We start from the raw sequence: 14,802 nt of genomic DNA on the forward strand, positions 1-14,802 counted from the left end.
TGCGGCGGCGCCGCCTCGGGCAGATGGCGCGAGCCGGCCTGCGCGCCCGAACGGGCCGCGAGGAAACGCTTGACGATCCGGTCCTCCAGCGAATGGAAGGTAACGACGGCCAGCACGCCACCAGGTTTGAGGATGTGCTCGGCCGCAAAGAGCGCCCGTGCAAGTTCGCCGAGTTCGTCATTGACGAAGATGCGCAACGCCTGAAACACGCGCGTTGCGGGATGGATCTTGTCGGCCGGCTTGCGCCCGACCGTCCGCTCAACGACTTCGGCGAGGTCGCGCGTCGTCTCGAACGGGGTCTCGGCGCGCCGCCGCTCGACGGCACGGCCGACGCGGCCGGCATGGCGCTCCTCGCCCAGAAGTCCGAAGATGCGCGCCAGATCCGCCGCCTTCAGCCGGTTCACCACATCCGCCGCGCTCGGCCCCTGCCTGCCCATGCGCATGTCGAGCGGCCCTTCCATGCGGAAGGAGAAGCCGCGCTCGGCCTCGTCGAGCTGCATGGAGGAGACACCGACGTCGAGCACCACGCCGTCGACCGCACCGCCGGCAATCGCCTCCATCTGCGAGAAGCGCCCCTCTGTGAGCCGCAATCTGTCGGGAAACTGTTCTGCAAGCCGCCTGCCTGCGGCAATCGCCTCCGGGTCGCGATCGATCGCCACCACGTCGGCGCCGCTCTCCAGAAGCGCCCGCGCATAGCCGCCCGCTCCGAAGGTACCGTCGAGGATCACCTTTCCCGGCGCCGGTTCGAGCGCCGCGATCACGGCGTCCAGGAGAACCGGAATGTGGCGGGCCGGTCCGCCACCGGCCGGGCTTTCGCCGCCGGGGCCCGCCATCATTCCGTTTCCGCGACGCGGGCGCGCGAGGCCCGCTGCCGTAATTTGAGAAGCCGCGCGCGCACCTCTTCCCCGTGGACGCGCAGGCGTTCCGGCTCCCACATCTGAAAGAAGAGCCCGCGCCCGACAAAGGCGACCTGCGAGGTGATCCCCGTATGCTCGCGCACGAAGTCGCTGATCGTGATGCGCCCGTCCTGGTCGAGCTTCAGGAAACTGCCGTCCCCATGCACGAAGAAGGACATGTCGTCCGCCGTCTGAAGGAAGGGATCCTCCACCGCGATGCGCTGCTCGTAACGATCCAGGAGATCCGGCCCGCCGACATCCATCGCCGGCACGTCGAGCGCCCTCAAGGCATAGAGATCGGAGAAGCCGCGCCTCTGCACAACCGACCGGAAGTGCGCGGGCACCGACACCCGTCCCTTCGAGTCGATCCTGTTGACCGCATTGGATAGAAACCGATCCATGATCCGCGGCGGCCATTCGTGGCGCCTTGCCCCTCTGCATTTCTCCGACCGCGCCCGTGCGCGGCTCCTCGACACGATCCCCGCCCCCGACAGGGGCGCAGCACTGCATCGCGCCGCCGGACCCGTCCGGCAGCACAGCCCCTGAACTCCCTACTGAAACGATAACCTGGCTGATTTGATGGGATAACATGGGCAAATATGGGCGTCAACGGGAACAAGGAACACAAGCCGCGGATTCCCGCCGGATTCCATGGACTTGCAAGGCATCATCTCTTTATCCCGCGTTAAGCCTAACGAAGGGTTAGCCTTACGGTGGCATTTACTGTTGCTTCCCGCATTCGCCGGTGCCCGCAGAACGGTTCGCCGCCCGCAAAAAGGGAAGGCAGCCGGCTTCTCATCGACGGAAGAACCACCGGCGGCAGCCTGAATCGAAAAGGCAGGAAACGACTGCAAACGATTGGAAAAGTAGGACCAGCCGGTCTGTAAGCCGGGTTCTGTATGGCCGCACCGCCCGGAAGCGATGCAACGTGACGGCCATTCCTCTGGGACCGGCGTCGCCGCCGGCCTCAAGCAACCTACCCGAACGGTCGGGACGGAAACTGCCCCTGAAGGTTGCCCTTCACGCCGTTCCTATTCGGTCTTGCTCCCGGTGGGGTTTACCGTGCCACGCCTGTTGCCAGGCGCGCGGTGGGCTTTTACCCCACCCTTTCACCCTTACCCCGCCCGCATTTCGGCCTCTGGCGAGGCCACACAAGGGCGGGGCGGTCTGCTTTCTGTGGCACTTTCCCTGGGGTCACCCCCGCCGGGCATTACCCGGCACCGTGTTTCCGTGGAGCCCGGACTTTCCTCACGCGCTGCCCTTTCGAGCGCTTGCGCGTGCGGCCGTCCGACCGGCTGGTCCCTCCCTATAAAGGGATTCGCGATGCGAAAGGCAATGCCTGCCGCTGCTCGATCAGCTCGTCCCCAGCAGGCTCTTGACCTTGTTGCAATAAGCCGAGGAAATCGCGTTCATGCGGCGGGCGCCGTGGCCGGCATTGTAGCGAAGGATGGCGCCGCAGGTGCTGCCGTTGCCGAGCTGATAGGCCTTGGCCAGGTATTTCATGCCGAAGCGGATGTTCGTGTCGGGATCGTAGAGCCCCTTCACCGAGCCGCCATAGCCCATGCCGCGCGCCGTCGACGGCTTGATCTGCATGAGACCGACCTCGCCGGCCCGGCCGCGGGCGGAAGCGCGGTAGTTGCTCTCGATGGCGATGACGGCATGCGCCAGGTTGACCGGCACGCCGTATTCGCTGGCATAACGCGAAACGATATCGTGATAGGGGCGGGCGTTGTCCGACGTGTCGGCCTTCGCCTGTCCGTCGGCCTTCGGCTGTCCGTCGGTCTCCGCCTCCTTTCGAGACGCTCCTTTGCGAATGCTGCCGGTCGTGAGGTGGGCAGTGGCGTCGCCGGCCCGCAACACGCGTTTCATCAGATCGCCGAGGGTTTCTGTCTTTGCCTCCTCGACATCCGCTTTCACCGATGTATCGGAGGGCGCCTTGGAAGAATTGTCCTGAGCATTGGAAACGGCCGTCATCGCCCCAACGGCGATCGCCGCAGCAATCAAAATCTTGACCTGCATCATTATCCGTTTTTTCTGCCGCGGAATTGCGGCTTACCTTGACTTGGGGCCGAAGGGGCCGGCCCGGTTCGGGCGGGTCTTTGCAGGCGAAGTTGAGCCAAAAACGGCCTATGGGGTAATAAATAGTTACAGTTTGAAACAGTTAGGGGGAACAGCCCGGTATCTATGGGAGAGCAGCGATCAGCCGGGCGAGCGTGTCGCGCGTTGACGGGTCGGCCACGCCGTCGATCCGCGAGGGCCGGAAATGGCGCTGGAAGGCAGAGACGACCACGGCGGTCCGTCCGTCATAGACGCCGGTCTCATCGAGGCCGTAGCCATATGCCGCAAGCATGGCCTGCAGTTCCGCCACGGCTTGGCCCGCATCGCCGTCGGCAAGAGCCTTCCCCGCACACGGCGGCGCCGGGGGCACGTAATGGCCGACCCCTTCGCGCGCCAGGCGGTCCCAGGGAAACTTTTCGCCCGGGTCGACCTTGCGGCCGGGCGCCACGTCCGAGTGGCCCAGCACCCTTTGCGGCGGGATGGCGCGGCGCCGGCACACGTCACGGCACAGCGCGATCAACGCCTCGATCTGGGGATCCGGAAAATCCGGGTAGCCTCCGCCATGGCCGGGATTGACGATCTCGATCCCGATCGAAAAGGAGTTGACGTCCTCGACGCCCTGCCAGCTGGAGCGGCCTGCATGCCAGGCACGCGCCTCTTCGCGCACCATCTGCACGACATCCCCGTCCTCATGGACCAGGTAGTGCGCCGAAACCTCTGAATCCGGAGCGCACAGCCGCTTCTGCGCCGCCTCTGCGCTTTCCATGCCGGTGTAGTGGAGGATAAGCGCATCCGGCCTCACCCCACCGCGACGCTTACCGCAATTGGGCGAGGGGTCCACCCGCGCCCGCGCATACTCGGCGGCAAAGGGGTTCATGCCGACCGCCGGCTCTTGGTCAACTGCTCATAGGCGACGTTGAGCGCCGCCAGACGGCTGTTGGCGATGGCGACGAACTCCTCCGGCACGCCGCGAGCGATCATGCGGTCGGGATGGTTCTCGGCCACGAGCTGCCGGTAGCGGCGCCTGATGTCCTGGAAGGACGCCTCGCGCGGCAGGCCCAGAACCACATACGGATCCGCCTTGCCGGGTCCGACGTGGCGCGCGCGGATTTGCGCGAACTCGTGCTCGTCGATCGCAAAGATTTCGGCGACGCGCGCCAGAAAGGCCTCCTCGCGCTCATGGAGGACCCCGTCGGCCTTGGCGATGTGAAACAGGCCATCGAGAATATCCTCGAGCATGGCGCAGTTCGGCACGCCCGAACCGCACAGGCCCGCCATCTGCCGGGCATAGGCCTCGAAGCCGGCCACGTCCTTCTTGGCGAGATCGTAAAGACGGGCGACGTTGCGCAGTTCCTCGCGCGGCACCGAAAAGATCTCGTGAAACGCACGTACCTCCGCTTGCGTCACCACACCGTCCGCCTTGGCCATCTTGGCCGAAAGCGCGATGAGGGCAATGGAGAAGGCGACCTGGCGCCTGAGCTGCGGATCGCCGCCGAAGACCGTGCGCACCGCATCCACCAGGGCCGTCAGTGCGCTGCCGGACAGGCGCACGAAAAGATCGGAAAGGCGGGCGAAGGTCGACATCGAAGGCACTTCTAATGCCATTCGATGCCCAATGCGAGGCCGGATTTTCGCTATACCGGGCACCCACGGGAAACGACAACCGCGCTCCCCGCGGGTCAGGACAAGCTTTTTCCGGTACGTGCAGACCCAGTGTTTCTGCGCTTAAGGCGCGGCACTGCTCCGCATGTGCTGTTGAGGCCTGCAAAAGCGTCCGTGCGACGCTTACTGGTTCGTCGTGTCTCCCCCGGTGTCGGGTTCGAGGCCCTGGGTCGTGGTATCGTCGGCGCCGGTCGCCGGCTCATCCAACGGGGCCGTTTGCTCGCTGGGATCGGGTTCGACACTCTGTGTCGTGGTTTCGTCCGCGTCACCGCAGGCCGCAAGCCCGAAAAGCGCAGCCGCAGACACGAGACCGGTGAGAAACTTGCTCATTGCGTACCTCCTTTTGACGACGCCCTCAGACGGGCAGCCGGACGGAGAATGCGCACCAGCCTCTTGAGTTTCCTCACATTGGATGACCGTCATTTACATTACCGGCTCGAACGATACCGGCTTTGCGGTCTCACAGGATCGCCGCGCTGCGCGCCGCCTGGTCGTACTGGCCGGAGATGGTGCGCATCGTCGCGGCGATGTTGGACAGGGCCTCCTCGTCCAGCTTCAGCCGCTTGATGCTGTCCACCAGCAGCGCCTCGCGCACCTGATGGTAGCGGCGGCAGGCCTCAAGGCCCTTCTCGGTCGCCTCGATGGTCTTCTCCTTGCCGCGCCGGCTGCTCTTCACCAGTCCGAGAGCCGCGAGCTTCTTGACGGCATAGGTCACCACATGGGTGTCCTCTATGTTGAACATCATGCAAAGCTCCGAGAGCGTCTTCGCCCGCCCCCGGTGGGCCACCGCGTGCAGAAGGTGCACGGCCACGGGCTGCAGGCCCGGCACCCCGGCCGCCGTCATGCAGCGCACCATCCAGCGCTGGAAGGAGTGGTGCATCAACGTCATCGCGAACTCGATCTCGGACAGCGCGGGCATGGCGCCGGCGGCAAGATGCTCCGCCGCCACGACGGGACCGATGGACTTCTCTTGCTCAGTCATGGATACCTCAAACCGATCGCATACCGTGAACCCTTGCACAGTGATAGAAAATGTCAATAATTTATTGACGTTTTATCACTGTCGTGCTTTGCCTGAAGCCGGTTTGGAACGCATGGAGTGGAGCGGCGCATGACCTCCGACAAGTGGGACTTCTGGATCGACCGCGGCGGCACCTTCACCGACGTGATCGGACGCGATCCGCAAGGCGCGCTCCACGCGCGCAAGCTCTTGTCGGACAACCCGGAAGCCTATCGCGATGCCGGCATTCAGGGCATTCGCGACCTGCTCGGCGTCGCCCCGGGCGCGCCCGTTCCCTCAAGCCGGATCGGCGAGGTGAAGATGGGCACCACGGTCGCCACGAACGCGCTTTTGGAGCGCAAGGGCGACCGCGTCCTCCTCCTGATCACGCGAGGCTTCCGCGATGCGCTCAGGATCGCCTACCAGGCGCGGCCGGATATCTTCGCCAAGGAGATCGTCCTGCCCGAGCAGCTTTACGAACGCGTCGTCGAGGTGCCGGAACGCATGCGCGTCGACGGCACGGTGGAGACGGCGCTCGATCTCGACTCCGTGCGCGGCGCCATGGAAGCCGCCCGGCGCGACGGGATCGAGGCGGTGGCGATCGTCTTCATGCATGCCTGGAAATACCCCGCGCACGAGAAGGAGGCGGCTGCGCTCGCGCGCGAACTCGGCTTCGCGCAGGTCTCGGCAAGCCACGAAACCTCGCCCTTGATCAAGCTCGTCGGGCGCGGCGACACCACCGTGGTGGACGCCTACCTCTCCCCCATTCTCGCCCGCTACGTGCGGCAGGTCGCCGAAGAGCTCGGCATCGACGAAAGCGCGGACGACCGCCCGCGACTCAAATTCATGATGTCCTCCGGGGGGCTGACCGCGGCCGACATGTTCCAGGGCAAGGACGCCATCCTTTCCGGCCCGGCCGGCGGCGTCGTCGGCATGGTGGAGACGGCCCGCAGCGCCGGTTTCGAGCAAGTGATCGGCTTCGACATGGGCGGCACGTCGACCGATGTCGCCCACTACGAGGGCGAATACGAGCGCGCCTTCGACACCGAGGTGGCCGGCGTGCGCATCCGCGCGCCGATGATGCGCATCCACACGGTGGCCGCCGGCGGCGGATCGGTTCTTCACTTCGAGGACGGGCGGTTGAAGGTGGGGCCCGATTCGGCCGGAGCCAATCCGGGACCGGCATGCTACCGCCGCGGCGGACCGCTTGCCGTCACCGACGCGAACCTCATGCTGGGCAAGCTGCAACCGGACTTCTTCCCCGCCATCTTCGGCCCCGGTCAGGACCGGCCGCTCGACGCGGAAACGGTACGCGAGCGTTTCGCCGCCCTTGCCGGACGGGTCGGTGAAGGCCGCAGTCCCGAATCGGTGGCCGAAGGCTTCATCACCATCGCCGTCGAGAACATGGCCAACGCCATCAAGAAGATCTCCGTCCAGCGCGGTCACGACGTCACCCGCTACCTCTTGAACTGCTTCGGCGGCGCCGGCGGCCAGCACGCCTGCCTTGTGGCCGACGCGCTGGGCATGGAATCCGTCCTCATCCATCCGCTCTCCGGCCTTCTGTCGGCCTATGGCATCGGCCTGGCGACGGTCTCGGCCTCGCGCCAGAAGGCGCTCATAAAGCCGCTTTCCGATGCCGCCCTGCCGGCGATCGAGGGCCTCGTCGAGGAACTGCGCGGCGAGGTGCTCGAGGAGTTGCGCCGGCAGGGGGTCGCCGACGAGGGCATTGACTGGCGCCTGCGCCTTGAAGTCCGTTACGAGGGCACCGACACCACGCTCACCGTCCCCTTCGACGCGCGCTCGGTCGGCGCCGCGAAAAGCGCCTTCGAGGCCGCGCACAAGGGGCAGTTCGGTTTCGTCTATGACGACAAGCCGTGCATTGTCGAAGCCGTCAACGTGGAAGGTGTCGATGCACGCTCGGCCGGACCGGAAGAGCCGCACCTGCCCGTCAACGACAATTTGCCCGAGCCGCGGACCATGCGGCCCGTCTTCTGCGCGGGCGAATGGCGCGAGGCCGGCATCTTCACCCGTTCGGCAATCGGTCCCGGCAACCGCATCAAGGGCCCGGCCCTGATTGTCGAGGACAACCAGACCATCATGGTCGAGCCGGGTTGGGAGGCCGAAATCACCGCCCGCAACCATGTGCTCATGCGCCGCGTGGAGAAGAAGCCGCGCCTTGCCGCGATCGGCACCGAGGCCGACCCGGTGATGCTGGAGGTCTTCAACAACCTCTTCATGGCCATCGCCGAGCAGATGGGCGTGACGCTGCAGAACACCGCCTCCTCCGTCAACATCAAGGAGCGGCACGACTTCTCCTGCGCCGTCTTCGACCGCAACGGCGCCCTGGTGGCGAACGCCCCGCACATGCCGGTGCACCTGGGTTCGATGGGCCATTCAGTGGAGACCATCATCCACCTCAACGAAGGCGACATCCACCCCGGCGACGTCTTCGCCCTCAACGCCCCCTATAACGGCGGCACCCATCTGCCGGATATCACCGTGATCACCCCGGTCTTCGACACGCAGGGCGAGAACATCCTCTTCTACACGGCCTCGCGCGGCCATCATGCCGATGTCGGCGGTACCGCACCCGGCTCCATGACGCCGCTGGCCACCACGGTGGACGAGGAAGGCGTGCTGTTCGACAACTTCCGGCTCGTCAGCCAAGGCCACTTCCGGGAGAAGGAGTTGCACACGCTTCTCACCGATCACCCCTATCCCGCGCGCAGCCCGCACCAGAACATCGCCGACCTCAAGGCGCAGATCGCCGCCAACGAGAAGGGCGTGGCGGAGTTGCGCAAGATGGTCGAGACCTTCGGCCTCGACGTGGTCGAGGCCTATATGGGCCATGTGCAGGACAACGCCGCCGAGAGCGTGCGCCGCATCCTGGAGCGCCTACCGGACGAGGCCGAATACGAATATCCGACCGATACCGGACAGGTGATCAAGGTGAAGATCTCCGTCGACCGCGACAAGCGCGAGGCGACGGTGGACTTCACCGGCACCTCGCCGGTGACGAACAACAACTTCAACGCGCCCGAACCGGTAGCGCGCGCCGCCGTGCTCTACGCCTTCCGTGTCATGGTCGAGGGATCGATCCCCATGAACGCCGGCGGTCTCCGGCCGGTCAACGTCGTCATTCCGGAAGGCTGCATGCTGCGCCCCTCCTATCCGGCCGCCGTCGTGGCCGGCAACGTGGAGACCTCGCAGCACGTCACCAACGCCGTCTTCGCCGCCATGGGCGCGCTCGCCAACGCGCAAGGCACGATGAACAACCTGACCTTCGGCAACGACACCTATCAGTACTACGAGACGATCTGCTCCGGCTCGCCCGCCGGCCGCATGAACGACGGCCGCGGCTTCAACGGCACGAGCGGCGTCCACACGCACATGACCAACTCGCGCCTGACGGATCCGGAAGTGCTGGAACTGCGCTTCCCCGTGCTGCTCGAGGATTTCCATATCCGCGAAGGCTCCGGCGGCCGGGGCAAGTGGCACGCCGGCGACGGAACGCGCCGCACGCTGCGCTTCCTGGAAACGATGGAATGCGCCATCCTGTCCTCCCACCGCACCGTGCCGCCCCGCGGCATTGAAGGCGGCGGCGACGGACAGACCGGGAAGACGGAAGTGCGCCGCAAGGACGGCAGCGTCGAAGTGCTGCAAGGCTGCGATCAGACCGTCGTCGAGGCCGGCGAGGCCGTGATCGTTACCACCCCGACGGCGGGCGGTTACGGAAAGGCGTGAGGGCTGCGCCTTCCGGAACTTGCGGCGCGCGCCGGCCTTTGAAAGGCTGAACGCCCAAAAGCTGGAGGCCGCGATGCCGCAGACCGTCACGCCGCAAGCCGCCGGATCCGTCGAGATCCGCATTCTCGAAGCTGGGCCCGGCAACGGCGTTCCAAACAATGCGCGCCATCCCGCCGTGCTGGCGAAAGGCGCACTCGGCGGCCAACATGACGACATGGCCGTCCGGGCGCTGCTTGAAGCCAACGGCTGGGGCGGCACCTGGACGTGGCGCGTGTTCGACTATCACCATTTCCACCCCGACGCCTTCGAGACGCTGGCGGTTGCCTCCGGCGCGGCCAGGCTGGTCCTGGGCGGCCCGCAGGGCGAGGACGTCGAGGTCAAGGCCGGCGACGTCGCCATCCTGCCGCCCGGCTTCGGTCACAAGCAGGTCTCCGCCACGTCCGACTTCCGCATCTGCGGCGCCTATCCGCCCGGCCAGGAGAACTATGCGGTCGTCCGCGCCGAGCAGGGCTTCAGCGACGACACGCTCCGGCAGATCACGGCCGTCCCCTTTCCGCCGACCGACCCGGTCTGGGGCGGTGACGGGCCGTTGCTCGAAGCGCTGAAGGGAAGCGGCTGAAGAGACCGGCCGCGTCCGCGCTACGAACGATAGATCCACTGTTCCGGGATGCGCAGGGAAATTGCCTCGCCCTTTGCGATGCACCCCGGCTTCTCCACACAGGCGACGACGCCGCGCAGCCTCTTCGCCCGTTTGGCGAATTCCAGAGCGCCGGTTTCCCGGTCGGCCATGCCCGATTGTTCGGCGACGACGCGCCCGGCGATGGCGCACGGGCCGTTCTGAAAGGCGATCCTGAGCGTCGCCCCGCCCTTGAAGAACAAAAGTGTGCCCGGCGGCAGGAGCGAAAGGCGCGGCACCCCGTCGATCAGCATGTTGGCGCCGATCCATTCGGGGCGGATTTCAGCGATCCCCATGCGCCCCGCGACCTCGGCAAGCTCATCTGGCGCCACAAGGGAGATCTGGCGCTCGTTGCGGATCTCGGTGCCGCGCGGATACCACGGCTCGCGCCCGCCTGATCGGCGCGTGAAGCCGGCGTGCAGATCGCCGGCGATTCCCTCGAACGTACATTCGAGCCCATCCGCCGCGCCGGTCTGGAAATTGTCGCCGGAGGCGACATAAAGGCCGGCTGCGCGCGCCGAAAGCTTGGCGACAGGCACGATCTCCGGGTCAGGCTTCGGCAGGTCGAGCATCCCAGTCATCTTCCTACATCATCCGCAAAAGCGCGCCGCCGATCGAATAGCCGGCCCCGAAGGCGCACAGGAGACCGAAATCCCCCGCCTTCATGTCACGGTGGTTTTCCGCAAGCGCGACGATCGCCCCCGCGGCGGCCGTGTTGCCCAGCCGCTCCAGAACCATCGGCGCCCGATCCTGCCCGACCTCCTCGCCGAAGGCGAGCTTGAGGATCATGGCATTCATGCGGGCGTTGGCCTGGTGCAGCCAGAAACGGCGCATGCTTTGCGGGGTGTGGCCGTGCTCGGCCAGGAAATCGACGATGAACTGGTGGCCGGCGACGGTCACTTCCTTGAAAACCTTGTTGCCCACTTGGCGGATCATGTTGCCTTCCATCGCGAGCATGGAAGGATCGTCCTGCGCGAGCCGGCTCAAGAAACCGAAATTGGTGCGGATGTTGTTCGAGAACCGGGTCCAGCTGCGCGTGTCGACGACTTCGAAGCGGCCGGGCCGCTGCCGGCCCTCCCCAGTCGACTCGACAAGCATGGCAACGGAAGCGTCCCCGAAAATGAAATGGGTCTGCCGATCGCGGAAATTGAGGTGGCCGGTGATCAATTCCGGCGTCACGATCAGGACCCGGCGGTGCGCGCCCGTGCGCACGAGGTTGGCCGCCACATGCAACCCGCCGAGTGCGGAGGAGCAGCCCAGCCCCATGTCGAAAGCGGCCCCTTCTGCGCCCAACGCCTTCTGGATTTCGATCGCCACGGCCGGATAGGGCCGCTGGTGGTGCGCGGCCGCACAAATGACGAGATCGACGTCGGAGCCGGACATGCCCGCATGCGCCAGCGCCTTTTGCGCCGCCGCCAGCCCGAACTCGGCCATGACGGAAAGTTCGTCGTCCGAGCGCGCGGGAATCTTCGGCGCCATGCGCTCGGGGTCGAGAATGCCCTCGCGCTCATAGACGTGGCGGCTGCGGATGCCGGAGGCATGGACGATGAAATCGGCGTCGGAATAGGCCAGCGGCGGTTCGCCGCGTGCCGCCCGGCGCGGGTTCTCCGCCTCAACCCACCGATTGAAGGTGTCGACGAGTTCTTCATTGGAAATGGAAGACGGCGGTATTTCCACGCCGAGGCCGGCGATGCACACACCGCCCGATATACGTGCCTCCGGCGCGACATGGAGTTCCGCCGCGTCGTCTTCGCTGATCCGCCGTAGCATGGTTCGGCCTGCCTTTTGCCTTGTGCCCTTGCGCGGAGCTGACGAAGCGACAGTCCCCGCCCCACCCGGCACATGGATACTACGTCGGGATGTATAAGGAAATGCGGATGCGGCGCAATTCTCTGCACGCAACGGAGAGCCAGATTTTTTGAGTGCCGGAGCGCTGTGTACATGTGGGTACATGAGCACGGAGCGCAGAAAGACGCCATTTTCAGTCCGGGCCCGCCGGCTTCCGGGCGGACTTGGAGAGCGCGGTGAATAGTGCCGGCTTTATCCATCCTCCAGCGCGCGCGTGAGGCAGGCGGCGACATCCTCCTGTGTATAGGGCTTCTGGAGGATCGGCCGGCCATGCCACGTGTCGGGTATGCCGGACAGGCCGTATCCGGTAGCGAAGACAAGCGCCATGCCCGCCTCGGCCAGGCTCTCCGCCACGGGAAAGACCTCCCGTCCGCCGAGATTGACGTCCAGGATCGCCGCGTCCGCGGCAAGCCCATCCCTGACCATTTCCTCGGCACGCTCCAGCCGCATGGCCGGACCGACCACGTGGCAACCCAGATCTTCCAGGATCATCTCCAGGTTCATCGCCACCAGCGCCTCGTCCTCGACAACGAAGATGCGGAGCCCCTCAAAGCGCGCCATTTAGCTTCCTTGAACACAGTCCGAAGCGGTCACTCCCGGCCGGGTCCTCCCGTCCGTGCAGCGTCCCTCGTTTACGGGTCATGTTCACGCCGCCGCCATCGCGCGCACGGTGACGCCCCAACTCCCGGCAGCGCAACAGCGCGCCTGAGTTCTGCAAATCACGTTTTGCCATAAGCCCGCATAATCCTCCCATATGGCTAGGAACGCCCGGGCGCGGCATTGGTTTCACGCGGGGCGGCAAAACCGCCGCACCCGCATGACGCAGGAGCGGGACACACGCGCTCAGATCACCGATAGCGCCAAGTCCTACCGCGTCAGCGGCTTGTAGGTCACCCGCCTGGGATTCACGCTCTCCGGTCCCAGTCGGCGGATCTTGTCGGCCTCGTAGTCCTCGAAGTTGCCCTCGAACCACTCCACGTGGCTGTCGCCCTCGAATGCCAGGATGTGCGTCGCAAGCCGATCGAGGAACATGCGGTCGTGGCTGATGATGACGGCGCAGCCGGCGAAGTTCTCGAGCGCGTCCTCGAGCGCCGACAAGGTTTCGGTGTCCAGGTCGTTGGTCGGCTCGTCGAGCAGGATGACGTTGCCGCCTTCCTTGAGCAGCTTGGCCATGTGCACGCGGTTGCGCTGCCCACCAGAAAGCGTGCCCACCTTCTGCTGCTGGTCGCCGCCCTTGAAGTTGAAGGACGAGCAGTAGGCGCGGGAATTCACCTCGTGCCTGCCGAGCTTGATGATGTCGTTGCCGCCCGAAATCTCCTCCCACACGGTCTTGTTGGGATCGAGCGTGTCGCGGCTCTGATCGACATAGCCGAGCTTGACGGTTTCGCCGATGAGGATCTCGCCGCCATCGGGCTCCTCCTGCCCCGTGAGCATGCGGAACAGCGTCGTCTTGCCGGCGCCGTTCGGCCCGATCACGCCGACGATGCCGCCCGGCGGCAGCTTGAAGGAGAGATCGTCGATCAGGAGGGTGTCGCCATAGCCCTTGGTCAGCCCCTCGGCGTCGATCACCTGATTGCCGAGCCGCTCACCCGACGGAATGATGATCTGGGCGTCGCCCGGCCGGCGGTCGTTTGCCGCCTGCACCAATTCATCATAGGCGCGGATGCGCGCCTTGGATTTGGCCTGGCGTGCCTTGGGGCTCGCCGAAATCCATTCGCGCTCGCGCGACAGCGCCTTGAGCCTTGAGGCTTCCTCGCGGCCCTCCTGCTCCATGCGTTTGGCCTTCTTCTCCAGATAGGCCGTGTAGTTGCCTTCGTACGGAATGCCACGCCCGCGGTCGAGTTCGAGGATCCAGCCCGTCACATTGTCGAGGAAGTAGCGGTCGTGGGTGATGATCATCACCGCGCCCGGATACCCGCGCAAATGCTTTTCCAGCCACGCCGTCGTCTCAGCGTCGAGATGGTTCGTCGGCTCGTCGAGGAGCAGCAGGTCCGGCTGACGCAAGAGAAGCTGGCAGAGAGCCACACGGCGCTTCTCGCCGCCCGAAAGCTTGGTGACGTCGGCATCCCCCGGCGGGCAGCGCAGTGCCTCCATGGCCATTTCGACCTGGGAATCGAGATCCCACAGGTTCTGGCTGTCGATCTTGTCCTGCAGCTCGGCCGCCTCCTCGGCCGTCTCGTCCGAGTAGTTCATCATCAGTTCGTTGTAGCGGTCGAGGACGGCCTTCTTGGCGGCCACGCCCTCCATGACGTTGCCCATGACGTCGAGTGCCGGGTCGAGCTGCGGCTCCTGCGGCAGATAGCCGGAGGTCGCGCCCTCGGCGAGCCACGCCTCGCCCGTGAATTCCTTGTCGAGCCCGGCCATGATCCTCAGCACGGTGGACTTGCCCGCGCCGTTGGGGCCGAGGATGCCGATCTTGGCGTCCGGATAGAACGAGAGATTGACGTTCTCCAGAACCTTCTTGGCGCCATAGGCCTTGCTGAGATCGGCCATGTGGTAGATGAACTGACGTGCCATGAACGCTCCGTGGTCATGATAGGGTAAAGCGTGAACGGTGAACCGTGACCGACGCGGGCGCGCCGATTTCCGGCGGCCGAGCCTTCACGATTCACCGCTACCGTTCGAAAGTCGACCGCTATGTAGGCGAAACGGCGCCGGGGAGCAATGCGGGCGGGGGTTTGCAATGGGCTTTGACACCGCGACGACGCTTAAGACACCCACCGGTGCAACCTTGCGGCTTTACATACGCCACCCGCAGGGCACGCCGCGCGCTGTCGTCCAGATCAATCACGGCCTCGCCGAACATGCCGGCCGCTATGCCCGCTTCGCGGACTTCCTGGCCGAGCGCGGCTTCGCCGCCTATGCGCACGACCATCGCGGCCACGGCCACACCACCGCGCCCGGCGCGCCGCTTGGCG

The 14,802-nt window shown here is 65.7% G+C and carries 14 protein-coding genes and 1 other RNA gene; 3 read left to right on the forward strand and 12 right to left on the reverse strand.

The window, feature by feature from the left end; translation table 11 throughout:
• The 8 genes from rsmH to ACFP9U_RS17670 form a co-directional block, all read right to left on the reverse strand.
• A partial coding sequence (rsmH, locus tag ACFP9U_RS17635) for a 16S rRNA (cytosine(1402)-N(4))-methyltransferase RsmH (RefSeq protein ID WP_378623457.1) occupies positions 1-836 on the reverse strand: 836 nt, incomplete at its 3' end.
• Positions 833-1,297, reverse strand: coding sequence for a division/cell wall cluster transcriptional repressor MraZ (mraZ, locus tag ACFP9U_RS17640; RefSeq protein ID WP_322451980.1), 465 nt, complete (start codon positions 1,295-1,297; stop codon positions 833-835). The genes rsmH and mraZ, both read right to left, overlap by 4 nt.
• A 467-nt stretch (positions 1,298-1,764) precedes the next feature.
• An RNA gene (gene rnpB, locus ACFP9U_RS17645) (RNase P RNA component class A) lies at positions 1,765-2,195 on the reverse strand.
• 54 nt (positions 2,196-2,249) lie between these two features.
• Positions 2,250-2,915, reverse strand: a complete 666-nt coding sequence (locus ACFP9U_RS17650) for a lytic transglycosylase domain-containing protein (RefSeq protein WP_378623477.1) — start codon at positions 2,913-2,915, stop codon at positions 2,250-2,252.
• A 163-nt stretch (positions 2,916-3,078) separates the two neighbouring features.
• On the reverse strand, positions 3,079-3,831 hold the full coding sequence (locus ACFP9U_RS17655) for an N-acetylmuramoyl-L-alanine amidase (protein WP_378623459.1): 753 nt from the start codon (positions 3,829-3,831) through the stop codon (positions 3,079-3,081).
• Positions 3,828-4,538 (reverse strand): TerB family tellurite resistance protein, encoded by a 711-nt coding sequence (locus ACFP9U_RS17660; protein WP_378623462.1) that lies wholly within the window; start codon positions 4,536-4,538, stop codon positions 3,828-3,830. Before ACFP9U_RS17660 ends, ACFP9U_RS17655 begins: the two co-directional genes overlap by 4 nt.
• Positions 4,539-4,739: 201 nt before the next feature.
• On the reverse strand, positions 4,740-4,946 hold the full coding sequence (locus tag ACFP9U_RS17665) for a hypothetical protein (protein WP_378623464.1): 207 nt from the start codon (positions 4,944-4,946) through the stop codon (positions 4,740-4,742).
• A 130-nt stretch (positions 4,947-5,076) separates the two neighbouring features.
• A complete protein-coding gene (locus ACFP9U_RS17670; RefSeq protein ID WP_322451975.1) occupies positions 5,077-5,598 on the reverse strand; it encodes a winged helix DNA-binding protein in 522 nt (173 codons plus the stop codon).
• A 129-nt stretch (positions 5,599-5,727) separates the two neighbouring features.
• Between ACFP9U_RS17670 and ACFP9U_RS17675 the strand changes: the two genes are divergently transcribed.
• Together ACFP9U_RS17675 and ACFP9U_RS17680 are read left to right on the forward strand one after the other, a co-directional pair.
• Entirely contained in the window at positions 5,728-9,360 is a 3,633-nt protein-coding gene (locus ACFP9U_RS17675) for a hydantoinase B/oxoprolinase family protein (RefSeq protein ID WP_378623467.1), read from the forward strand.
• Positions 9,361-9,433: 73 nt separating this feature from the next.
• Positions 9,434-9,979, forward strand: a complete 546-nt coding sequence (locus ACFP9U_RS17680; RefSeq protein WP_378623469.1) for a cupin domain-containing protein — start codon at positions 9,434-9,436, stop codon at positions 9,977-9,979.
• Between the two features lie 20 nt (positions 9,980-9,999).
• Here ACFP9U_RS17680 and ACFP9U_RS17685 read toward each other — a convergent pair whose 3' ends face one another.
• The 4 genes from ACFP9U_RS17685 to ettA form a co-directional block, all read right to left on the reverse strand.
• Complete coding sequence (locus tag ACFP9U_RS17685; RefSeq protein ID WP_378623479.1) at positions 10,000-10,608, reverse strand: MOSC domain-containing protein; 609 nt, start codon at positions 10,606-10,608, stop codon at positions 10,000-10,002.
• Between the two features lie 13 nt (positions 10,609-10,621).
• Positions 10,622-11,806, reverse strand: coding sequence for a beta-ketoacyl-ACP synthase III (locus tag ACFP9U_RS17690; protein WP_378623470.1), 1,185 nt, complete (start codon positions 11,804-11,806; stop codon positions 10,622-10,624).
• A 270-nt stretch (positions 11,807-12,076) separates the two neighbouring features.
• Positions 12,077-12,445, reverse strand: coding sequence for a response regulator (locus ACFP9U_RS17695; RefSeq protein ID WP_378623472.1), 369 nt, complete (start codon positions 12,443-12,445; stop codon positions 12,077-12,079).
• Between the two features lie 306 nt (positions 12,446-12,751).
• Positions 12,752-14,401, reverse strand: a complete 1,650-nt coding sequence (gene ettA, locus ACFP9U_RS17700) for an energy-dependent translational throttle protein EttA (protein WP_378623474.1) — start codon at positions 14,399-14,401, stop codon at positions 12,752-12,754.
• Between the two features lie 166 nt (positions 14,402-14,567).
• On the opposite strand from ettA, the gene ACFP9U_RS17705 reads away from it, so the two are divergent.
• On the forward strand, positions 14,568-14,802 hold a 235-nt coding region (locus ACFP9U_RS17705), incomplete at its 3' end, for an alpha/beta hydrolase (RefSeq protein ID WP_378623476.1).

Source organism: Nitratireductor sp. GCM10026969 (assembly GCF_042660605.1).
Taxonomy (GTDB): Bacteria; Pseudomonadota; Alphaproteobacteria; order Rhizobiales; family Rhizobiaceae; genus Chelativorans.